Raw genomic sequence first — 20,467 nt, 5'->3', positions numbered from 1 at the left:
GGCGGATTTTAGCCTACGCCTCTGTCGGCCCTGTGGTCTTTGCGCGTCGCTGCGCAGCCCCATTCATGATTCCTTGCCCGCCCCGCGCACCATCGTGCGCATTTGATCCAGGGAAACCCGGGTCTCGGCCGCCATCTTGAGCTTGGGGGCCGGTTTGAACGCATGGCCGTAGACCAGCTCCAGGCTCAGCTGCAGGCGCCCATCCGGCCCGCGCAGAGCCTCCAGTGCCTGCAGCAGCCGGCCGCGCCAGGCCCGCGAGCGCAGGCCGGCAAAGCGCGCCGGCGACAGATTGCCCCCCATCGCGCGCAGATCGGCCAACAGCCGCTCAGGCTGGCCCCAGGTCAGCGTGATGCGCTCCTGGTCCATCACCGGATCGGCAAAACCTGCCCCCACCAGCATGTCGCCGACATCATGCATATCGATCCATTCCGGCCCCGGCAAACCCCAGCCCAGGGCCTCGTACAGCGGCCGCAGCTCGCGCAGGCTGTCCGGCCCCAGGCAGGAGAACATCACAAAGCCGTCCACCGCCAAGGCCCGGTGCCACAGCTTCAGCAACGCCTCGGGATCCGGGCTCAGATGCAGATACATATTGGCCCACAGCAGCTGGGCCACACCCTCGCCCGCCTGCTGGGGCAGACTGACCGAGGGTTTGGCAGTGCCGCGCAAGACCTGCCACCAGCCCTTGTGCTGCGCCAGGCTGCGCTCACGCAGCGCAGGCACCGGCTCCACCAGCAGCTGGGCGGCCTGCGGATAGGCCTGGCGCAGGTCCTCGCCGCTGCCCCCCAGGAACGCCGACCACTGCAGGACGCGCTCGGGCTGCAGCTTGATCACCGGCAGCCGCTCGGCCATGCGGCGCGAAATCTCCGCGTGCAGCCAGGGCGGATCATCGGCACGCGCCAGGCGGCGCAGGTGGTGGACCAGGGCCCGCGCATCGATCTGCTGGCGTTCGGGACGCCGGGCGTCGGTGGATTCATCGGGCGGCAACATGGGGCGGCAGTATATTGAGCCATGGACCGCCGCGCCCTGGCCTCTTCCAAACCCTCGCTGGTCGAGCGGGTGCTGATGCGCTGCCCCGGCCAATGCGCGGTATGCCGCGCCTGGTCGGCACAGCGCGTCTGCGTCGACTGCCTGATGCGCTACGCGCGCCCGGTGCCGCGCTGCTGGACCTGCGCGGCGCGGCTGCCGGCCGAGCTGACCGGCCACCCCGAACCCAAATGTGGCGCCTGCCTGCGCCACCCCCCGCCGCTGACGCGCTGCATCGCGGCGCTGGACTATGCCTTCCCCTGGGACGCGCTGCTGCAGCGCTACAAATTCCACCAGGCCCTGGACCTGCGCGAGACCTTGCTGGACCGGCTCGACCAGGCCCTGGCCAGCGCGCAGGCCGAGGAGCCCGACTGTGTGCTGCCGGTGCCCTTGTCGCGCGAGAGGCTGCGCGAACGCGGCTACAACCAGAGCCACGAGCTGGCCCGCGCGCTGGCCAAGCGCCGCAAATTGGTCTGCCACGCCCATCTGCTCTTGCGCGTGAGGGATACTGCACACCAGCTCAATCTCCCCCCCGAGCAGCGCGCCGCGAACGTGAAGCACGCCTTCGCGATCGAACCCAAGCGACTGCGCGAGCTGCGCGGCTGCCATGTGGCCCTGGTCGACGATGTGATGACCACCGGCGCCACCCTGTTCGAGCTGGCCAGGCTGCTGCGCAAGGCCGGGGTCAGCCGCGTGCAGGCCTGGGTGGTGGCGCGCACCGCAGACAACTGATCACCACACCATGTTCAATATCGTCCTGGTCCAGCCGGAAATCCCGCCCAACACCGGCAACATCATCCGCCTGGCCGCCAACACCGGCTGCCGCCTGCATCTGATCGAGCCGCTGGGCTTCTCGATGGAGGACAAGCTGCTGCAGCGCGCCGGGCTCGACTATCACGAGTACGCACAGCTGACCCGCCATGCCGACTGGCAGGCCTTTCTCGACCAGGCAAGACCCGACCTCGCCCGGATGTTCGCGTTCACGACGCGCGGCAGCCGCCATTTCGGCGACGCGCGGTGGCAGCCCGGCGACTGGCTGGTGTTCGGCTCCGAGACCGCCGGGCTGGCGCCGGCGCTGCGCGAGAGCTTTGCGCCCGAGCAGCGCCTGCGTCTGCCCATGCGGCCCGAGCAGCGCAGCCTCAACCTCAGCAACAGCGTCGCGGTCGCGGTGTTCGAGGCCTGGCGGCAGAACGGCTACGCGGGCGCCGCCTGACTACTCGGCGACCACCCCGGCCGCCTTGATCATCTGGCCCCAGCGCCCGCGCTCGCTCTTCATCAGCGCCGCCAGCGCATCCGGCGTCGAGGCCGCCGCGCTGAAGTACTGGCTCAACATCTTGCCGCGCACCTCGTCGCTCTTGATGATGCGCACCAGCTCGGTCGACAGCCGCTGAACAATGGCCGCAGGCGTCTTGGCGGGTGCCAGCATGGCCTGCCAGGAGATCGCCTCGAAGCCGGCATAGCCCGACTCCGCCAGGGTCGGCAGCTCGGGCAGCGAGCCGACCCGGCCCGGGCTGGTGACCCCCAGCGCCTTCAGCTTGCCGGCCCGCACCTGGCCCATCGCGATGCCGGGCACCATGAAGCCGGCCTGCACCTGGCCGGCCAGGATCGCGTTGACCACCTGCGGAAAGCCCTGGTACGGCACATGGACCAGATCGATGCCGGCGCGCTGCTTGAAGCTTTCCATCGCCAGATGGGCGGCGCTGCCATTGCCGACGCTGCCGTAGTTCAGCTGGCCCTTGCGCTCCTTGGCGATGCGCACGAAATCGGCCAGCGTGTGGGCGCCCAGCTTGGGGTCGACCACCAGCACATTCGGGCTGGTCGCGACCAGGCCGATCGGCTGCAGCTCCTTGACCGGGTCATAGGCCAGGCGGGCGCTCAGCAGCGGCGCCGTCACCAGCGGGCCCTGGATCGTGAACAGCAGCGTGTAGCCATCGGGCTCGGCCTTGGCCACCGCTCCGGTGCCGATATTGCCGCCGGCGCCGGGACGGTTGTCGATGACCACCGGCTGGCCCAGGCTGGCGGCCAGCGGCTCGGCGATCGCGCGGGCGATGATGTCGGGCGAGCTGCCGCCCGGGAAGGGCACGACCAGCTTGATCGGGCGGCTGGGCCAGGCCTGGGCCAGCGCCGGCAAGGCCCATGAAGCGGCCGCAGCCTGCAGAAGATGACGGCGTTGCATGATGAGTGGGTTCCTGTTCAGTGTTCGGGCCGCGCCTCGCGGCCCATCAGCAACTCGACCGCCTCGACCGGGCTCAAGCGCCCCTCCAGCACGGCCACGACCGCAGCGGTGATCGGCATGTCGACACCGGCGGCGGCGGCGCGCGCCAGCACGGTCGGCGCGCTGTAGACGCCCTCGGCCACATGGCCCAGCTGCTGCAGGATCTGCGGCAGCGCCAGGCCTTCGGCCAGCAGCAGGCCGACGCGGCGGTTGCGCGACAGATCGCCGGTGGCGGTCAGCACCAGGTCGCCGATGCCCGAGAGCCCCATAAAGGTCTCGGTCCGTGCGCCCAGTGCCTGGCCCAGGCGCAGCATCTCGGCCAGGCCGCGGGTGATCAGCGCGGCACGGGCGTTCAGACCCGGCAGCAAACTGCCGGCCCCGGCACGCTGGCCCAGGCCATCGGCAATGCCCACCGCAATGGCCATCACGTTCTTGACCGCGCCGCCGACCTCGACGCCGACCGGATCGGCCGAGGTGTAGACGCGCAGCCGCTCGCTGTGAAAGGCATCCACCGCCAGCTGCACCAGCGCCGCATCGCCGCTGGCCGCGACCAGGGCGGTGGGCTGGCCGGCCGCGACCTCCTGCGCAAAGCTGGGACCCGACAAGATGCCGGCGCGCAGGCGCGGCTGCACGGCGGCCGCGATCTGGTGCCCCAGCAGACCGGTGCCGGCCTCGAAGCCCTTGCACAGCCACAGCACGCCCGCGCCATCGGGCAGCGCGGCCAGCATCTCGCGCAGGCCGGCCATCGGCGTCGCGACGATCAGCAGGCCCTCGCGGCCATGGGCGATGGCCGCCGCCAGATCGGCGCTCAGCGCCAGGCCGTCGGGCAAGGCGGTGTCGGGCAGATAGCGGTGGTTGAGGCGGGTCGCGGCCATCTCGGCCACGGCGGCGCTGTTGCGCGCCCACAGCAGCACCTGATGGCGCGCCGCAGCCTGGATGGCCAGCGCCGTGCCCCAGGCCCCGGCGCCCAATATCGTGATCTTCATGACAGTGGATCTGAAATGCAAAAACGCCCCGGCCGCTGCTGCTGCTCGGGGCGCATCATCACCGAGACCGGTCTCAGTTGATCGTCGGGGTGGCGGCCTGCTCGGCGCGCTGGGCCTGCTGGGCTTCGAACATGGCCTGGAAGTTCACTTCGGTCAGCAGCACCGGCGGGAAGCCGGCGCGGGTGCAGACGTCCGAGACCACGGCGCGCAGATAGGGATAGATCATCTGCGGGCAGACGATGCCGACAATGCCTTCGACCTGGTCTTGCGGCAGATTGCGGATCTCGAAGATGCCGGCCTGCTTGGCCTCGATCAGGAACAGGGTCTTGTCGCCATTGACCTTGGTCGTCACGGTGGCGGTCACGCAGACCTCGTAGATGCCGTCGGCCACCGGCTCGGCGGACAGCGCGAGGTTGATGTCGACCTGGGGCTGGGCCTGGTCCAGCAGGATCTGGGGCGAATTCGGCTGCTCCAGCGACAAGTCCTTCAGGTACATGCGCTGGATCTGGAACACGGGGGTGTTGTTGCTCTCGTCGGCCATGATGTCTTTCCAAATAAAAGCCCGTCGGCCAAGCGCCACGGGCAGCAGGGCGGGATTATGGCCCAGGCCACCCCGACGCCATCCCCCGCGCTCAGGCGCCTTGCAAGAGCGTCTGCAAGCCCCCACGCTGGTCCAGGGCCATCAAATCGTCACATCCGCCGACATGGGTGTCGCCGATGAAGATCTGCGGCACGGTGCGCCGGCCGGTCAGCGCCATCATCGCGTCGCGCGCCGCCGGGTCCATATCGATGCGGACCTCCTCGATCTGCTCGACGCCGCGCTGCTTCAGCAGGCTCTTGGCCCGCACGCAGTAGGGGCAGACCTGGGTGGTGTACATCTTCACGGCTTGCATAGGAATGACTCAGGCGTTCTTCTCGACAGGCAAATTCGCCTCGCGCCAGGCAGTGACGCCGCCGGCCAGCGGCTGGGCCTTTTCGTAACCCAGCTTGCGCAGCATGCCAGCGGCGCGCGCGGCGCGTGCGCCGGTCTGGCACACCACCACCACAGGCAGGGCCTTGTTGCTGGGCAGTTGCTTGTGGCCTTCTTGCAGGGCAGACAGCGGGATGTTGCGGGCACCGCTGACATGCGATGCGGCGAACTCGGCCGGCTCGCTGACATCGATCAGCACCGCTTTCTCACGGTTGATCAGGCGCACGGCCTCGGCCGTCGAGATGGCCGCGCCGCTGCGCGCCAGGCTCGGCCACAGCAGCAAACCGCCGGACGCAAGCGCCGCCAGCACCAAATACCAGTTGTCGAGCAGGAAGTTCAAGGGCAGGTCCGATTGGAGAAAAGGGCCGGATTATAAAACCCGGCCACCCCACAGGCCTCAGCCGAGCTTGAAGGTCGATACCGCCGTCTGCAGCGCCTGGGCCTGCTGCTCCAGGCTGCTGGCCGCCGCGGCGGCCTGTTCGACCAGGGCCGCGTTCTGCTGGGTCATCTGGTCGAGCTGGGCGATCGACTGGTTGACCTGGCCGATGCCGGCGCTCTGCTCGCTGGAGGCGGCGGTGATCTCGCCGATGATGTCGGAGACCCGCTGCACGCTGGCGACGATCTCGCTCATCGTGCTGCCGGCGTCCTGCACCAGGCGGGCCCCGGTCTCGACCTTGTCGACCGAGGTGCCGATCAGGCCCTTGATCTCGCGCGCCGCCTCGGCGCTGCGCTGCGCCAGCGAACGCACCTCGCCGGCCACGACCGCGAAGCCGCGGCCCTGCTCGCCGGCCCGGGCCGCCTCGACCGCCGCGTTCAGCGCCAGGATATTGGTCTGGAAGGCAATGCCGTCGATCACGCCGATGATGTCGGCGATCTTCTTCGAGCTGGCATTGATCTCGTCCATGGTCGCGACCACCTGGCCCACCACCGCGCCGCCCTTTTGCGCCACCGCCGCGGCCGAGCCGGCCAGCTGATTGGCCTGGGCGGCGGCTTCGGCGCTCTGGCGCACCGTGCCGGTCAGGTCCTGCATATTGCTGGAGGTCTGCTCCAGCGAGCTGGCCTGCTTCTCGGTGCGCAGCGACAGATCATGGTTGCCGACTGCGATCTCGCGCGAGGCCACCGTCATCGAATCGGTGCCGCTGCGCACATTGGCGACGATGGCCGAGAGGCCCTGCGACATCGCCCGCACCGCCGCCAGCAGGCTGGCCTCGGCGCCGGGTGCCACCGCGATGGTCTGCGACAGATCGCCGTCGGCCATCATGCGCATCACATCGCGAGCGTACTCGGGCTCGCCGCCGAGTTGGCGCCAGACACTGCCTATCACCAGCCAGGAGCCGACCCCCAGCGCCAGCACCACCACCAGGCCGCTGATCAGGATGGCCATCAGGCTGGCCGACACACCGTCATTGGCGCGCGCCAGGCCGGACTCGAAGCCCTCGTTGGCCTCCACCCGCGCCTGCGCGACGACCGTCTCGACGGCCTTCAGCGCCGCCTGCATCCTGGGCACGGCGCCGGCCTGATCACCCTGCTTGAGGCCCATGAAGAGCTCGGCTGTCTCGACCGAGGCCGCGAAATAGGCCTCGAAGCTGGCCTTCAGCTTGGCGCCCATCTCGGCCTTGCCGTCGATGCGGGCGATCGCGTCGAGCAGCTTGCGCATCGTCGCGGCGCGTTCGTTGGCCTCGTCCAAGCGCTTTTTCTCGCCCTCGGCCACCGCGCTCTGTATCGTCACGCCCAGCGCCTCCAGATTGGAGGCGAACTGGGTGGTGGCGTCCAGATAGGGGTAGTCGGTCTGCCCTACTGCAGCGATGGCCGCCGAGGTGCGGGCCGAGAACGCCCACACCACGGCAATGCCCACGGCAAAGATCAGGGCGGCAAACGCTGGCAGCAGCCAGATCCGGGTTCGGACATTCATTGAGAGTCTCCAGCGGCGTGGCGCCACGGCTTTTCTTGGGATATCAATCGACGCTCAGCACAACCTTGACGCTGCCGTCCACCGCCGACTTCTCGATATAGCCGATCGCATCGGCATTGGCGGCGACGAACTTCTTGATCTCGGCCGAGCTCGCCAGCTCCTTGGGCGGCGTGGCCTTGCCCGAGAACACCAGGCGCGACCAGGCGGCCTTGACCTGGGCGGCCTGCTTGCCGGTCACCTTGGTATAGAACTGCTCGCGCACGGCCGCACTCTCGGGCTGGTCCAGCGCCGCAGCGGTGGCGCCGCCGGGCAGGGTATTGCTCTTGCCGAGAAAGATGCCGGCCACCTGGTCGGCCGTCATCGCGGCCGTGGCGTTCTTCGGGTTGACGATCACGGCCACCTGGGCCTGGGCCAGACCGGCAGCGGCCAGGGCCAAGGCGGTCAAGGAGAGACGAAGCTTGTTTTTGATCATGGCTGCACCCCGCCTCAGAACACCACATCCACAGCCAGGCTGTAGACATTGACATGGCCGCTGCCGAAGCCGGGCTGGACACGGGTGAACAGGCCGCTGCCCTTGGGGCTGATGCGGTCGAACTGGGTCTTCACCGCGACATTGCGCATCGCGTCCCAGCGCAGGCCCAGGGCCACCGTTTTCTGCTCGGTGCGCTGGCCTTCGACCGTGCCGTCCACCAGGGCCTTCAGCCCGTTGAGCTGGGGCGACAGGCCCAGCGGGATGGTGTTGTCGACATTGTTGTCGTCCACCTTCAGGCGCGACAGCGTCAGATAGGGCGTGAACTTGCCAACCCGGTAGCCCAGGGTCGTGTACCAGCCGGTGGTGTCGGGGATATAGGTCTTGGTGCGGCGCAAGGTGTACTCGCTGTTGAACAGCCAGTTGCCCTCGTCGAAAGCCAGGCCGACGCCGGTGAAGCTGACGTCCTTGGAGCGCGCCGACAGTTGGTCACCGACGCTGGAGACGCTCGGCAGCGGCACGCCGCGCAGGCCGGCCACCAGCTGGTCCAGCGTCGCGCTCTCGACCGTGATCTTGCCCACCGCATGGCCCAGGCGCAGCGTGATGCCGCCATCCAGCTCGGCCGTGGTGTTGAAGCCCATCAGCTCCTTGATCTTGAGCTTGGTGCGCTCGAAATGGGCCGAGGAGCTGCCGGCGAACAGCTGGGCGCTGACGGTGGCCGAACCGATATTCGTCTGATACAGGCCGTCAACGCCATCGAAATGGCTGACCGGCACCTGGCCATAGACATCCAGCGGCGGGCGCAGCCAGGTGTTGGCATAGCCGACATCGCGGAAATCGGAGACCGCGAAGAATGGCGCGCCCATGCGGCCGGCGCGCAGCGCCAGCGACGGCAGCAGCTGGGCCTTGACGAAAGCCCACTCCAGCTCGGGCGTGAAGCTGCCCTTGCCGTTCTGCTTGGTCAGCAGCTGGGCGGTGCCGGAGAACACCGTGTTGAGCCGGCCGGTGGCCTGCAGGCCCAGCTTGCTGTCGACCTCGCCGCTGAAGGACTTGTCGCCGCCACGGACCTGGCCGGGCAGCGCGTAGTGGGCCTTGTTCGTGTCCGTGCCCACCACGCCCAGCGTGGCAAAGCCCGAGAACGTGAACGCGGACTGGGAGCTCTGCGCCTGCGCGCCCAGGCTCGCCAGGGCGGCGACCAGGGGCAGCAGACGGCACAGGCTCGATCGAGCGGTCGACAACATCATCACAACATCTCCTTCAACGACAAACTGGTTTTGGTGCGCGAATACAGCACAAGCGTGCGCTGTTCGCCCCATGCATCACCGGGTTTTCGGCCATCGCCACCCGGTCTTGAATCACAACTGGCCGGCAATGGCCCGGCTTTTGCTCGCATTTAGAATCGCGCCAGCCCAAAAACGGGCTGCATCCAACAAGACCCACGTCCATGTACAAGCTCGTGCTCATTCGCCATGGCGAATCCACCTGGAATCTCGAAAACCGCTTCACCGGCTGGACCGATGTCGACCTGACCCCCACGGGCGTCGAACAGGCCAAGCAGGCTGGCCGCCTGATCAAGCAGGCCGGGCTGGATTTCGATGTCGCCTACACCTCGGTGCTCAAGCGCGCCGTCTGGACGCTGTGGCACTGCCTGGACCAGATGGATCGCACCTGGCTGCCGGTGGTGCACGAGTGGCGCCTCAACGAGCGCCACTACGGCGCGCTGCAAGGGCTCAACAAGGCCGATATGGCCAAGCAGTATGGTGACGAGCAGGTGCTGATCTGGCGCCGCAGCTACGACACGCCGCCGCCGGCGCTGGAAGCGAGCGACCCGCGCAGCGAACGCAGCGATATCCGCTACGCCAAGCTCAAGGACGGCGATGTGCCGCTGACCGAATGCCTGAAAGACACGGTGGCCCGCGTGATGCCGTTCTGGAACGAAAGCGTTGCGCCCGCCATCCTATCGGGCAAACGCCTGGTCATCGCGGCCCATGGCAACAGCATCCGTGCCCTCGTGAAGTATTTGGACAATATCGGCGACAACGAGATCGTTGGCGTGAATATTCCCAACGGCATCCCGCTGGTCTACGAGCTCGATGCCAACCTGAAGCCGATCAAGAGCTACTACCTGGGCGACGCCGAGGCGGCCGCCAAGGCCGCTGCGGCGGTGGCGAATCAGGGCAAGGCCTGAGCCAGCAGCGGCCGCAGTGCTGCGGCCAGCAGCGGCACTACGCTGACGGCATTGCTGGCATGCGGCACGCTGTTGCTGCTCCACACATGGCGCACGCCGGCCGCTTGTAGCGCCGGCAGCGCGTCGCCGTTGAACAGCGCGTGGGTCACCGCGACATCGACCGCAGCCGCGCCGCGCGCCAGCAGGCCCTGGGCCGCGCCGATCAAGGTGCGGCCGGTCGAGGCCATATCGTCCAGCAGCACCACCGCCCGGCCCTGCACCTCGACCTGGGGCAGCGCCAGGCTGACCACATGGTCGCCATGGCGGACCTTGCGGCCTACCGCATGATCCAGGCCGCCGGCGCGGGCCGCCTCGCTGACCCACTGGCCCGATTCCTCGTCGGGGCCGAGCAGCAGCGCACCGGGCACCCGCTCGGCGATCCAGCGCCCCAGCAGCGGCGCGGCCGATAGCGCAAGACCCGTCCCCGCCGGCATCACCTCGTCGAGGCTGGCGATGCGGTGCAGATGCGGGTCTATCGTCAGCACATGGTCGAACTGCGCGGCCAGCAGCCGCGCGATATGGCGCTGGCTGACCGCCTCGCCGGGCGTGAACTCCATGTCCTGGCGCATATAGGCCAGATAGGGGCTGACCAGGCTCAGCGCTCGCGCGCCCAGCTCGCGGGCAGCGGGCGCGGCGATCAGCAGCTCGACCAGCTTTTCATTGGGCTGCTGCAGGCCGCGCAGCAGGATCACGCGCGCAGGCAAGGGCTTGGGCAGGACCAGGCGCAGCTCGCCGTCCGGAAAACGATGGCGTGTCACGAAGTCCAGCGGCACGCCCAGGGCCTGCGCCAGTTCCTCGGCCAGCGCGCGTTCATCGTCAAAGGCAAGCAGCAGGGTGTCGGTCATCACAGCGAGAAGAAAGAGCCGCCGGCAAAGTCCTGCGGCAGTTGTTCGGGGGTGCCGACGCGGCAGCCGGGGTCCTTGTCGGCATGGGCGCGGGCAAAGGCCAGGTCGGCGTCGAAGGCGGCATGGATGCGGTAGAGCGGCTCGCCGCAGCGCACCGGGTCGCCCAGCTTCTTCAGCAGCAGCAGACCCGCGCCGGCCGCCTGGGGCGCGCCGGCCAGGCGGGCGATACGGGCGATGCGCAGATTGTCGAGTTCGATCACGACACCGTTCGCGCTGGCCAGCACCTCATGGGTCAGCGCGCCCAGGACGGGCCTGTCGGCGCGCCGCCCCTGGGCATCGATGAGGGCGTTGAAGCGGGCCAGCGCGCGGCCGGAATCGAGGATGTCCCGGGCGATCCGCTCACCCTGGCCGCCGCGCACATCGGGATCGAACTCGATCATGCGGCCGGCCAGCCGCAAGGCCTTCTGGCGCAGATCCTGCGGTGCGCCGGGCTCGCCCTGCAGGACGGCCATCACGTCGCGCGCCTCCAGCACCGGGCCGATACCGGCACCGATGGGCTGGCGGCCATCGGACAGCAGCACATCGAGCTGCAGGCCCAGATGGCCGGCCACATACTCGAACAGCTTCTTCAGGCGCTGGGCCTCCGGGGCCGACCGGACCTTGGCGCTGGGCCCCACGGGAATGTCCAGCACCAGGTGCGTGGCACCGGCCGCGACTTTCTTGCTGAGGATGGAGGCCACCATCTGGCCCGGCGAATCGATGGACAGCGGGCGCTCGACCGAGATCAGGATGTCGTCGGCCGGCGAGAGATCGGCCGTGCCGCCCCAGGCCAGGCAGGCCCGGGTCTGGCGCACGATCTCGACCATGCGCTCGAAGCTCAGCTCCACAGTCGCTAGCACCTCCATGGTGTCGGCCGTGCCGGCCGGCGAGGTGATCGCGCGCGAGCTGGTCTTGGGGCACAGCATGCCGTGCGCCGCGACGATGGGCACGACCAGCATCGAGGTGCGATTGCCGGGAATGCCGCCTATGCAGTGCTTGTCCACCACCAGGCCGGCGCCGACCTGGTGCTGCCAGTCGAGCTTGCGGCCCACCGCAATCATGGCCTCGGTCAGATGCAGCACCTCCTCGCGGTCGAGCTCGTACTGGTTGGTCGCCACCACGAAGGCCGCCAGCTCGATCTTGGAATAACGGGCCGAGGCCACATCGCGGATGATGGCGGCCAGCTCCTGCCGGCCCAGCCGCTCGCCATTGATCTTGCGATGCAGCGCGGCAATCGAGGCCGGCGGCTCGGCATGCGCAATGCTGGCGCCGTGGCCCTCGAGCACGCCCAGGCGCTCGAAGGCGTCCTCGCTCAGGCCCAGCTCGCAATTGCTGACGATGCGTTCGTCATCGACCACATTGAGCACGGCCAGGATCGCCTGCCCGTTGGCATGGACCTCGACCTTGGACAAGGCCTGAAAGCCCGCCGCCCGCACCACCGGGCAGTCGCGGTGCAGATAGACCACGTTTTCGCGCCAGGTGTCGATGCCGACCCGGCGTATCTGCAGCGGTGCAAGCGTCATGCCCCGACTGTAGGCCAGCAGCGTGCGACCCGGGGGCCTGTCAGATCAAGCCAGGGCGTCAGCGATCTCGCCGCGCAGGCGCTCGGCCAGCGCGCGCCGGTCGGCGTGCGCGCTGCTGTGAGCGCTCAGGATCTGGATCTCGATGGCCAGGCCCTGCGCACTGGCCACGCTCCACAGGCTGCGCACCAGGGTCATGTCGCCGACGAAGCGGGCCGTCGTGCTGAAGCGCTCACCGGGCTCATGCCAGCGCAACACCACCGGCTGGATCGGCATCTCGGTGGCGATGGCCGCCTGCAGCAGATTGGCATGGAAAGGCAAGGGCTCGGGGCCGGGGCCGGTCGTGCCCTCGGGGAAGACCGCCACGGTGTCGCCGGCCTGCAGCGCCTCGGCCGTCTGATGCACGACGCGCAGGGCATCGCGCTTGCTGGAACGCTCGATGAACAGCGTGTTCACGCCCACCACCAGCATGCCGACGATGGGCCAGTGCTTGAGCTCGGCCTTGGAGACAAAGCGCGCCTCGGGCAGCACCGCATGCATGGCGGCGATATCCAGCCAGGACACATGGTTGGCCACCACCAGCTTGGCGCCCGGCCGGCCCTGGCCGCGCAGCTGCAGCTCGACCCCCAGCAGCCGCAAGGTCTTGCGCGACCACCACTGGATGTGGTGCTGGCGCTGCGGCTTGGCCAGACCATCAAAGCGCAAGGCGATCAGCGCCAGGCCGTGCAGGATGTGCAGGCTCAGGCGCAACAAACGCCACACGGCGATGGGGGCTCGCATCTCAGGTCGCGGAGGTCTTGGCTTCGTGGGCGATATGGCCCGCCACCAGGGTATAGCGCACCCGGCCCGGCAGCTCAAATCCGGTGATGTCGGCGGCGAAGGGCGTGTACTTGCCCTGGCTCAAGAGCTGATCCGGTGTGACCGCCCAGCGCGCGCGCGCATCGAAGACGCAGACATCGGCCACCCCGCCCTCGACCAGGCGGCCGGCGCTGGCCGACAGCGAACCCAGCGCATTGCCAAGCACCCGCACCGGCTCGTTGCTGACCACGGCCAGCGCCCGCGCCAGCGGCAGCTGCAGGTCCTCGGCCCATTTCAGCGCCAGGCTCAGCAGCAGCTCCAGCCCGGTGGCGCCGGGTGTGGCCTCGGCAAAGGGCAGCATCTTCTCATCCTCGTCGACCGGCATATGGTCGGACACCAGCGCGTCCAGCGTGCCGTCGGCCAGGCCGGCGCGCAACGCGTCGCGGTCGCGGCCCTGGCGCAGCGGCGGCGTGACCCGCATCGCCGAGTTGAAGTAGCCGATGTCCACATCGCTCAGATGCAGCGAGTTGATCGACACATCGGCCGTCACGTTCAGCCCTTCGCGCTTGGCCGCGCGCAGCAGCTCGACGCCGGCGGCGCTGGAGAGGCGGCACAGATGGACCCGCGCGCCGGTGACGCGCACCAGCTCGAAGATGGTGTGCAGCGCCACCGTCTCGGCCGCCACCGGCACGCCGGACAGGCCCAGCCGGGTCGCGACCGCGCCGCTGGCCGCGACGCCGCCGGCCAGCCAGGGGTCCAGCGGGTGCAGCCAGACCGTGTAGTCGAAGGTGGCCGCGTACTGCAGCGCGCGCAGCAGGATCTGCGTGTTGCGGATCGGATGGTCGGCTTGCGAGAAGCCGACACAGCCGGCCTCGGTCAGCTCGGCCATCTCGGTCAGCGCCTCGCCCGCCAGGCCGCGGGTCAGCGCGCCGAGCGGGAAGAGACGGCACAGGCTGAGCTTGCGGGCGCGGAACTTCAGCATCTCCACGAGGCCAGGCTCGTCCAGCGCCGGATCGGTGTCGGGCGGGCAGACCAGGCTGGTGACGCCGCCGGCCGCGGCCGCGTTCAGCTCGCTCTCCAGCATGCCCTCGTGCTCATGGCCGGGCTCGCGCAGCCGCGCCGCCAGGTCCACCAGGCCGGGGGCCACCACCAGGCCGCTCGCGTCGATGACGCGCTGCGCCTCGAACTCGCTGACATCACCCAGCGCGACGATGCGGCCGGAGGCGATCGCCAGATCGCCGATGCGGTCCAGGCCCGAGGCCGGGTCGATCAATCGACCGTTCTTGATCAGGATCTTCATGCTTCGTTTCCAGCCAGGATGGACATCACCGCCATGCGCACCGCGATACCGAAGGTCACCTGCGGCAGGATCACGCTCTGCTTGCCGTCGGCCACGGCCGAGTCGATCTCGACGCCGCGGTTGATCGGCCCCGGATGCATCACGATGGCATCGGGCTTGGCCAGCGCCAGCTTCTCCGGCGTCAGGCCGAAGTTCTTGAAGAACTCACCGGCGCTGGGCAGCATCGCACCGCTCATGCGCTCGTTCTGCAGGCGCAGCATGATGATGACGTCGGCGCCGCGGATGCCCTCGGCCATATCGTGGCAGACCCGCACGCCCATCTCGCGCAGATCGCCGGGCACCAGGGTCTTGGGGCCGACCGCGCGGATCTCGGGCACGCCCAGGATGTTCAGCGCGTGGATGTCGGAGCGGGCCACGCGCGAATGCACGATGTCGCCGACGATGGCCACGGTGAGGTTGCGGAAGTCTTTCTTGAAATGCCGGATCGTGTACATGTCCAGCAGGCCCTGCGTCGGATGGGCGTGGCGGCCGTCGCCGGCGTTGACCACATGGACATGGGGCGCGCAATGCTGGGCGATCAGATAGGGGGCGCCGCTCTCGCTGTGGCGCACGACGAACATATCGGCATGCATCGCGGACAGATTGGCCACCGTGTCGAGCAGGGTCTCGCCCTTGGCCGTCGAGCTGCGCGCGATGTCCAGGTTCAAGACATCGGCCGACAATCGCTTGGCGGCGATCTCGAAGGTCGTGCGGGTGCGGGTGCTGTTCTCGAAGAACAGATTGAACACCGACTTGCCGCGCAGCAGTGGCACCTTCTTGACCTCGCGGTCGTTGACCGACAAAAAGGTACCGGCGGTGTCCAGGATCTGGTGGATCACGGCCTGGGGCAGGCCCTCGATCGACAGCAGATGGATCAGCTCGCCGTGCTTGTTCAGTTGGGGATTTCGTTTACTCAGCATCTGGTCGTCCCCTCGCTCATTCCACATCGAAACTGAAGCGGCCATCGTCGGCGCGCGCCAGCCGCAGCTTGTGCTCGGCCGCCAGCGTCACGCGCGCGGCCGAGAAGGCCGGCTCGATGGGCAGCTCGCGCCCGCCCCGGTCCACCAGCACCGCCAGCGTGACGCTGGACGGGCGGCCGAAGTCGAACAGCTCGTTGATCACGGCCCGCGTCGTGCGGCCGGTGTAGAGCACGTCGTCGATCAGCAGCACCGGGCGGCCGTTGACGTCGAAGGGCAGCTTGGTGTGGTCGGCGCTGGCACTCATGCCCTTGGAGCCGAAGTCGTCGCGGTGCAGCGAGCTGGAGATCACGCCGGGCTCGCCGGCCAGACCCAGATCCTTCTGCAGCCGCTCGGCCAGCCAGGCCCCGCCGGACCAGATGCCCACCAGGGCCGCGTCGGGCATCAACAGCCGGCGCACGCCCTTCAGCAGGTCGGCATAAAGGGCTTCGGCATCAAGTAAAAGTGTGCTCATGGATGCTCACGAAAGAACTGTTCAAGAATCAGGGCGGCAGCGGCCGAGTCGATGTCGCGCGCCCCCATGCTTTCGGCCTCGACGCTGGTGTAGCGCTCGTCGACCTCGAAGACCGGCAGGCGAAAGCGCCCCTTCAGCTGGCGGCCGAAGCGGCGCGCCCGCAGCGTGATCTCGTGCTCGGCGCCATCGGGATGAAAGGGCACGCCGATCACCAGGCCCTCGGGCTGCCATTCCTTGATCAGCCTGGCGATCGCCTCGAAGCGGGCGTCGCCTTCGAGATGGATGCTCTTGAGCGGCTCGGCGTTGCCTGAAAAGCGGCTGCCGGTGGCCACGCCCAGACGCTTGATGCCGTAGTCGAAGGCCAACAGCGATTGCAGCGGACCGCTCATGCGTGGCCGGCGTCCGTGCTGAGCATGCGCGGATCGATCCCCAGCAGGCCCAGCGCCCGCTCGTAGCGCAGCTCGACCGGGGTCTCGAAGATGATCTCGGGTGTGGCGCTCACGGTCAGCCAGCCGTTGCGGCCGATCTCCTCCTCGAGCTGGCCGGCGGCCCAGCCGCTATAGCCCAGCGTCACCAGCACCTTCTTAGGGCCGGCGCCATTGGACAGCGCCTCCAGCACATCGCGGCTGGTGGTCATCTCCAGCCCGCCGGGCACGGCCAGCGTGGCGTTGTAGTGGCCACCGGCGGCGTCCAGCGGCTCGTGCAGCACAAAGCCGCGCTCGGTCTGCACCGGGCCGCCGAAGAACACCGGGCGGGCGGCCAGATCGTCGTCGTCCAGGCTCAGCTCGACCTTCTCGAACAGATTGCCCAGGGTCAGCGCGATCGGCTTGTTGATCACCAGGCCCAGCGCACCCTTGTCGTTGTGCTCGCACAGATAGACCACGGCGCCGGCGAAAGTATCGTCCGCCATGCCAGGCATGGCGATCAGGAACTGATTGGAGAGGGCCATCTGGTGCTTGGACATCCGTGCATTTTATTCGTAGGCGACACTTCCTCTATGCAAAAGCTTCACGACAAGGCCCTGCTCTGGTTCCGCCGCGATTTGCGCCTGGACGACCAGGCCGCCCTCTACCACGCCCTGCGTTCGGCGCGCCGGCTGTTCTGCTGCTTTGTGCTTGATACCGAGATCCTGGCCGCCCTGCCCCGGGCCGACCGCCGCGTCGAGTTCATCCTGCAGGCCCTGAACCAGCTCGATGCGGCGCTGCGCGCCCGCGGCGGCGCGCTGATCGTGCGCCACGGCCGCGCCGCCGAGCTGCTGCCGCAACTGGCCGCCGAGCTGGGCGTGCAGGCGGTGTTCGCCAATCATGACGACGAGCCCCAGGCCGTGGCGCGCGACACCCTGGTGGCCGAGCGCCTGGCCAGCTTCGGCTGCCGCTTCACGAGCTTCAAGGACCATGTGGTCTTCGAGCGCAGCGAGCTGCTGACGACCCTGGGCAAACCCTATGGCGTGTTCACGCCCTACAAGAACGCCTGGCTCAGGAAGCTCACGCCCTTCTACCTGCGCGCCTACCCGGTCGAGCGCTACGTCGATGCCTTGGCGGCCAGCCCGCTGGCCCAGGGCGTGCCAGGTCTTGCCGAGATCGGCTTCGAGCCGGCCGGGCTGGCGCCCCATCTCGGTGCCGACCGTGCCGAGGCCTTGCTGGACGATTTTCTGGACCGCATTGATCGCTACGACCAGACCCGCGACTTCCCGGCCGTCAAGGGCCCCAGCTACCTGAGCGTGCATCTGCGCTTCGGCACCGTCTCGATCCGGCGCCTGGCCCGCGAGGCCTGGCAACGCGCGCAGGCCGGCGAGCGCGGCGCCGAGGTCTGGCTGTCCGAGCTGATCTGGCGCGACTTCTATCACCAGGTGATGCACCACCACCCGCAGGCGATGAGCGGCGCCTTCCGGCCCGAGTACGACGCCATCCAATGGGAGCAGGGTCCGGCGGCCGAGGCCCTGTTCCAGGCCTGGTGCGAGGGGCGGACCGGCTACCCGCTGGTCGACGCGGCGATGCTGCAGCTCAACCAGACCGGCTATATGCACAACCGCCTGCGCATGGTGACGGCCAGCTTTCTGATCAAGGACCTCGGCATCGATTGGCGCCGGGGCGAGCGCTACTTCGCCGAGCAGCTGCTGGACTTCGACCTCGCCGCCAACAACGGCGGCTGGCAATGGGCCGCCTCCAGCGGCTGCGATGCCCAGCCCTGGTTCCGCATCTTCAATCCCGTCACGCAGAGCGAGAAGTTCGACGCCGAGGGCAAGTTTATCAAGCGCTACCTGCCCCAGCTCGCCGCGCTGCCGGCCAAGCTGATCCACGCCCCCTGGCTGGCCGGCCCGCTGGCCGCGCCCGACTATGCGCCGCCGCTGGTGCGCCACGACGAGGCGCGCGAGCGCACGCTGGCGCGCTATGCGGTGGTCAAGAGCCGCAGCCTGCCCGGCTGAACCCAGAGGACCGAACGGTCAGGCAAGACCCGGCACTGTGGCGCCCGGGCCACCGACGGCCTTCTGATCTTGCTTTTTTGAATCCCAGCCCATAGCCTCGCCTGACGGCGTCGGAAACAGGGGCCCGGTCGAGGCTCCACCGGCACCATTCATGGGTAGGGTGGACGCTGCGGGTCCCTGTCATCACCGCCAGCACAGCGTCCGCATGTATCCGAAGTGTTGAAGCTCACTGGGTCGGACATGCGTTTCACGTCATTCCCTCTGGCTGCGGGCTTGCTGCTGACCGGCTGTGTCGCCTTTCTGGCCACCGCCTATGGCGAGCATCGCAGCCTCGGCGAGCTGGTCGCGGGCAATGCGCAGCGCGTGCAGGCCTTGCAGACCCAGCTGCAGCTGCGCCGGCTCGGCGCCTTGCTGATCGACCTCGAAAGCGGCCAGCGCGGCTTCCTGATCACCGGCCAGCTGGCTTTTCTGACGCCTTATGAGAGTGCCCGCAAGGAGCTGGCCCAGGCCTACGCCCAGCTGACCGCCGCGCTGCCGCCCAGCGCCGAGACCGCACCGGCGCTGGAGCGGCTGGACGATTTCATCCGGCAGCGCGTCGAGCAGGCCGAGAAGAATATCGAGCGGCGCTGGCAGATCGGCGAGGCCGCGCTGAAAGACCTGTCGGCCTATGTCAACGGCAAGCGGCTGATGGACGACATCCGCGCCGAGCTGGCCCTGCTGGAGCGCCACCAGAGCCGCGTGATTGAGGCGGCCGAGCGCCGCAATCTGGCGGTGCAGCAGCGCACCGCGCTGCTGTCGGCCGTGCTTCCGCTGGTGGGCGCGCTCTTGATCGGCGGCGCGATGCTGGCCCTGGTCCGGGAGCGCCGCCAGCGTGACCGGGCCGAGACCGCCTTGCGCGAGGCCAACGCCCATCTGGAGAGCGCGGTGGCGGCGCGCACCGTCGATCTGCAGGCGGCGCTGTCGCGCATCCAGAGCTTTGCCGTCGAGCTGGACCGCAGCATCGAGGCCGAGCGCGCCCGCCTGGCGCGCGAGGTGCACGACCAGCTCGGCCAGCTCGGCACCGCCAGCAAGATGCTGGTGCTGGCGCTGCGCCGCAAGCTGGCGCCGGCCAAGGAGGAGCTGATCGACGAGCTGCTGGCGATGACCGACGAATCGATCGCCGCCGCGCGCCAGATCTCGGCCGCGCTGCGCCCGCCGCTGCTCGACGACCTCGGCCTGGCCGCTGCCATCGGGCACTACGCCAAGGGCCTGGCGCGCCAGGGCGAGCTGGCGGTCGAGGTCGAGGTGGACGACGAGCAGCTGCTGAGCCCCGAGCAGCGCACCCAGCTGTTCCGCATCCTGCAGGAGGCCAGCACCAATGTGCTGCGCCACGCCCGTGCGGACCGCCTGCATATCGCCGGCCGCGTGGCGGGCCGGCACTACACGCTGGACATCCGCGACAACGGCGGCGGCCCCGGCGCGGTGCGCGCCGATGCCTCGGGCCTGCGCAATATGCGCGAGCGCGCGGCGCTGGCCGGCGGGCGCTTCGAGTTCGGCCCGGCACCCGGTGGCGGCACCCGGGTGGCCGTGCACCTGCCGCTGCCGGCGGAGGCTGCGGCATGAGGTTTCTGATCGTCGATGACCACCCCATCATGCGGGTCGGCGTGCGCCAGCTGATCCTGGCCGAATGGCCGCAGGCCCAGATCGACGAGGCGGCCAGCCTGGCGCAGGCCCTGAGCCTGGGCCAGGCCCAGCGCCCCGATGCCGTGGTGCTCGACCTGTCGCTGCCCGACGCCAGCGGCACCGAGGGCGTCAGCCGCGTGCTGCGCACGCTGAAGGCCGTGCCGGTGCTGATCCTGAGCCTGAACGCCGAGTCGGCCTATGCCTCGCGCCTGCTGCAGATGGGCGTGGCCGGCTATCTGCCCAAGGACCGCGCCGGCGACGAGCTGGTCAAGGCGCTGCACCGGCTGCTCCAGGGCGGCCGCTATGTGACGGCGGCCATGGCCGACCATCTGCTGGGCCTGCTCGACGGCCGGGCGCCGGCCAGCCTGCCGCACGAACAGCTCTCGACGCAGGAGCACCGGGTGATGCTGCTGATCGCCGCCGGCAAGACCCCGGCCGAGATCGCCGACACGATGAGCTTGTCGGTCAAGACCGTCGGCACCTACCGCGCCCGCATCCTGGAGAAGGCCGGCTGGCGGAACAACACCGAGCTGACCAAGTACTGCCTGCAGCACGGCCTGACCGTGTAGGCAATCGGCTGACACGGGCTTGCGCGGATCATGCACC

The 20,467-nt window shown here is 68.9% G+C and carries 23 protein-coding genes; 6 read left to right on the top strand and 17 right to left on the bottom strand.

What is annotated here, in order from left to right; genetic code table 11:
- Positions 1-63: 63 nt before the first annotated feature.
- Positions 64-987: a class I SAM-dependent methyltransferase gene (locus ABGI63_RS12600; protein WP_349742731.1), complete on the bottom strand. Its 924-nt coding sequence runs from the start codon at positions 985-987 to the stop codon at positions 64-66.
- A gap of 21 nt (positions 988-1,008) precedes the next feature.
- Between ABGI63_RS12600 and ABGI63_RS12595 the strand changes: the two genes are divergently transcribed.
- Together ABGI63_RS12595 and trmL are read left to right on the top strand one after the other, a co-directional pair.
- A complete protein-coding gene (locus tag ABGI63_RS12595) occupies positions 1,009-1,755 on the top strand; it encodes a ComF family protein (RefSeq protein WP_137943123.1) in 747 nt (248 codons plus the stop codon).
- A 10-nt stretch (positions 1,756-1,765) separates the two neighbouring features.
- Positions 1,766-2,236 (top strand): tRNA (uridine(34)/cytosine(34)/5-carboxymethylaminomethyluridine(34)-2'-O)-methyltransferase TrmL, encoded by a 471-nt coding sequence (gene trmL, locus ABGI63_RS12590; protein ID WP_349742730.1) that lies wholly within the window; start codon positions 1,766-1,768, stop codon positions 2,234-2,236.
- On the opposite strand, the gene ABGI63_RS12585 is transcribed toward trmL, so the two are convergent.
- The 8 genes from ABGI63_RS12585 to ABGI63_RS12550 all read right to left on the bottom strand — a co-directional run bounded on the left by ABGI63_RS12585 (position 2,237) and on the right by ABGI63_RS12550 (position 8,819).
- Positions 2,237-3,199: a Bug family tripartite tricarboxylate transporter substrate binding protein gene (locus ABGI63_RS12585; RefSeq protein WP_349742729.1), complete on the bottom strand. Its 963-nt coding sequence runs from the start codon at positions 3,197-3,199 to the stop codon at positions 2,237-2,239. It lies immediately after the preceding gene.
- Between the two features lie 17 nt (positions 3,200-3,216).
- A complete protein-coding gene (locus ABGI63_RS12580) occupies positions 3,217-4,224 on the bottom strand; it encodes an NAD(P)H-dependent glycerol-3-phosphate dehydrogenase (protein WP_349742728.1) in 1,008 nt (335 codons plus the stop codon).
- 73 nt (positions 4,225-4,297) lie between these two features.
- Complete coding sequence (gene secB, locus ABGI63_RS12575; RefSeq protein ID WP_137943127.1) at positions 4,298-4,765, bottom strand: protein-export chaperone SecB; 468 nt, start codon at positions 4,763-4,765, stop codon at positions 4,298-4,300.
- A 91-nt stretch (positions 4,766-4,856) separates the two neighbouring features.
- On the bottom strand, positions 4,857-5,117 hold the full coding sequence (grxC, locus tag ABGI63_RS12570; protein WP_266004339.1) for a glutaredoxin 3: 261 nt from the start codon (positions 5,115-5,117) through the stop codon (positions 4,857-4,859).
- A 9-nt stretch (positions 5,118-5,126) separates the two neighbouring features.
- The gene (locus tag ABGI63_RS12565; RefSeq protein WP_349742727.1) at positions 5,127-5,534 is read right to left on the bottom strand and encodes a rhodanese-like domain-containing protein; all 408 of its coding nucleotides are present in this window, start codon (positions 5,532-5,534) and stop codon (positions 5,127-5,129) included.
- Positions 5,535-5,591: 57 nt separating this feature from the next.
- Positions 5,592-7,106, bottom strand: a complete 1,515-nt coding sequence (locus ABGI63_RS12560) for a methyl-accepting chemotaxis protein (protein ID WP_349742726.1) — start codon at positions 7,104-7,106, stop codon at positions 5,592-5,594.
- Positions 7,107-7,149: 43 nt separating this feature from the next.
- Positions 7,150-7,578 carry a type 2 periplasmic-binding domain-containing protein gene (locus ABGI63_RS12555; RefSeq protein WP_349742725.1) on the bottom strand — a complete coding sequence of 143 codons (429 nt, stop codon included), beginning with the start codon at positions 7,576-7,578 and terminating at the stop codon, positions 7,150-7,152.
- A 14-nt stretch (positions 7,579-7,592) separates the two neighbouring features.
- A complete protein-coding gene (locus tag ABGI63_RS12550) occupies positions 7,593-8,819 on the bottom strand; it encodes a porin (RefSeq protein ID WP_349742724.1) in 1,227 nt (408 codons plus the stop codon).
- Positions 8,820-9,019: 200 nt separating this feature from the next.
- Between ABGI63_RS12550 and gpmA the strand changes: the two genes are divergently transcribed.
- Positions 9,020-9,763, top strand: coding sequence for a 2,3-diphosphoglycerate-dependent phosphoglycerate mutase (gpmA, locus tag ABGI63_RS12545; protein ID WP_137943133.1), 744 nt, complete (start codon positions 9,020-9,022; stop codon positions 9,761-9,763).
- Here the strand turns inward: gpmA and ABGI63_RS12540 are convergent.
- Genes ABGI63_RS12540 through ABGI63_RS12505 form a run of 8 tightly spaced genes read right to left on the bottom strand, consistent with a single transcriptional unit; the run spans position 9,748 to position 16,738 of the window.
- Complete coding sequence (locus ABGI63_RS12540; RefSeq protein ID WP_349742723.1) at positions 9,748-10,647, bottom strand: ribose-phosphate diphosphokinase; 900 nt, start codon at positions 10,645-10,647, stop codon at positions 9,748-9,750. The two genes, gpmA and ABGI63_RS12540, sit on opposite strands and share 16 nt — an antisense overlap.
- Positions 10,647-12,209, bottom strand: a complete 1,563-nt coding sequence (locus tag ABGI63_RS12535; RefSeq protein ID WP_349742722.1) for a thymidine phosphorylase family protein — start codon at positions 12,207-12,209, stop codon at positions 10,647-10,649. Before ABGI63_RS12535 ends, ABGI63_RS12540 begins: the two co-directional genes overlap by 1 nt.
- Positions 12,210-12,254: 45 nt before the next feature.
- A complete protein-coding gene (locus tag ABGI63_RS12530; RefSeq protein WP_349742721.1) occupies positions 12,255-12,986 on the bottom strand; it encodes a lysophospholipid acyltransferase family protein in 732 nt (243 codons plus the stop codon).
- Between the two features lies 1 nt (position 12,987).
- On the bottom strand, positions 12,988-14,304 hold the full coding sequence (locus ABGI63_RS12525) for a dihydroorotase (RefSeq protein ID WP_349742720.1): 1,317 nt from the start codon (positions 14,302-14,304) through the stop codon (positions 12,988-12,990).
- Positions 14,301-15,263 carry an aspartate carbamoyltransferase catalytic subunit gene (locus ABGI63_RS12520; protein WP_349742719.1) on the bottom strand — a complete coding sequence of 321 codons (963 nt, stop codon included), beginning with the start codon at positions 15,261-15,263 and terminating at the stop codon, positions 14,301-14,303. The genes ABGI63_RS12525 and ABGI63_RS12520 overlap by 4 nt, the downstream gene beginning before the upstream one ends.
- A 16-nt stretch (positions 15,264-15,279) precedes the next feature.
- Positions 15,280-15,774 (bottom strand): bifunctional pyr operon transcriptional regulator/uracil phosphoribosyltransferase PyrR, encoded by a 495-nt coding sequence (gene pyrR / locus ABGI63_RS12515; RefSeq protein ID WP_349742718.1) that lies wholly within the window; start codon positions 15,772-15,774, stop codon positions 15,280-15,282.
- Positions 15,771-16,163, bottom strand: coding sequence for a Holliday junction resolvase RuvX (gene ruvX / locus ABGI63_RS12510; RefSeq protein ID WP_269837910.1), 393 nt, complete (start codon positions 16,161-16,163; stop codon positions 15,771-15,773). The genes pyrR and ruvX overlap by 4 nt, the downstream gene beginning before the upstream one ends.
- Positions 16,160-16,738, bottom strand: a complete 579-nt coding sequence (locus tag ABGI63_RS12505) for a YqgE/AlgH family protein (protein WP_262971190.1) — start codon at positions 16,736-16,738, stop codon at positions 16,160-16,162. Before ABGI63_RS12505 ends, ruvX begins: the two co-directional genes overlap by 4 nt.
- Before the next feature lie 33 nt (positions 16,739-16,771).
- Here ABGI63_RS12505 and ABGI63_RS12500 point away from each other — a divergent pair, with 33 nt between their 5' ends.
- From ABGI63_RS12500 to ABGI63_RS12490, 3 genes are all read left to right on the top strand, one after another.
- Entirely contained in the window at positions 16,772-18,199 is a 1,428-nt protein-coding gene (locus tag ABGI63_RS12500; protein WP_349742717.1) for a cryptochrome/photolyase family protein, read from the top strand.
- A gap of 240 nt (positions 18,200-18,439) precedes the next feature.
- Positions 18,440-19,801, top strand: coding sequence for a CHASE3 domain-containing protein (locus tag ABGI63_RS12495; protein ID WP_349742716.1), 1,362 nt, complete (start codon positions 18,440-18,442; stop codon positions 19,799-19,801).
- On the top strand, positions 19,798-20,430 hold the full coding sequence (locus ABGI63_RS12490) for a response regulator (RefSeq protein WP_349742715.1): 633 nt from the start codon (positions 19,798-19,800) through the stop codon (positions 20,428-20,430). Before ABGI63_RS12495 ends, ABGI63_RS12490 begins: the two co-directional genes overlap by 4 nt.
- Positions 20,431-20,467: the final 37 nt, after the last annotated feature.

Origin of the sequence: Roseateles cavernae, from assembly GCF_040187885.1 — a bacterium.
Classification (GTDB): Bacteria; Pseudomonadota; Gammaproteobacteria; order Burkholderiales; family Burkholderiaceae_C; genus Roseateles_E; species Roseateles_E cavernae.
The sequence above is the reverse complement of the archived record's forward strand: the minus strand, read 5'-3'. Positions and strand labels throughout refer to the sequence as shown.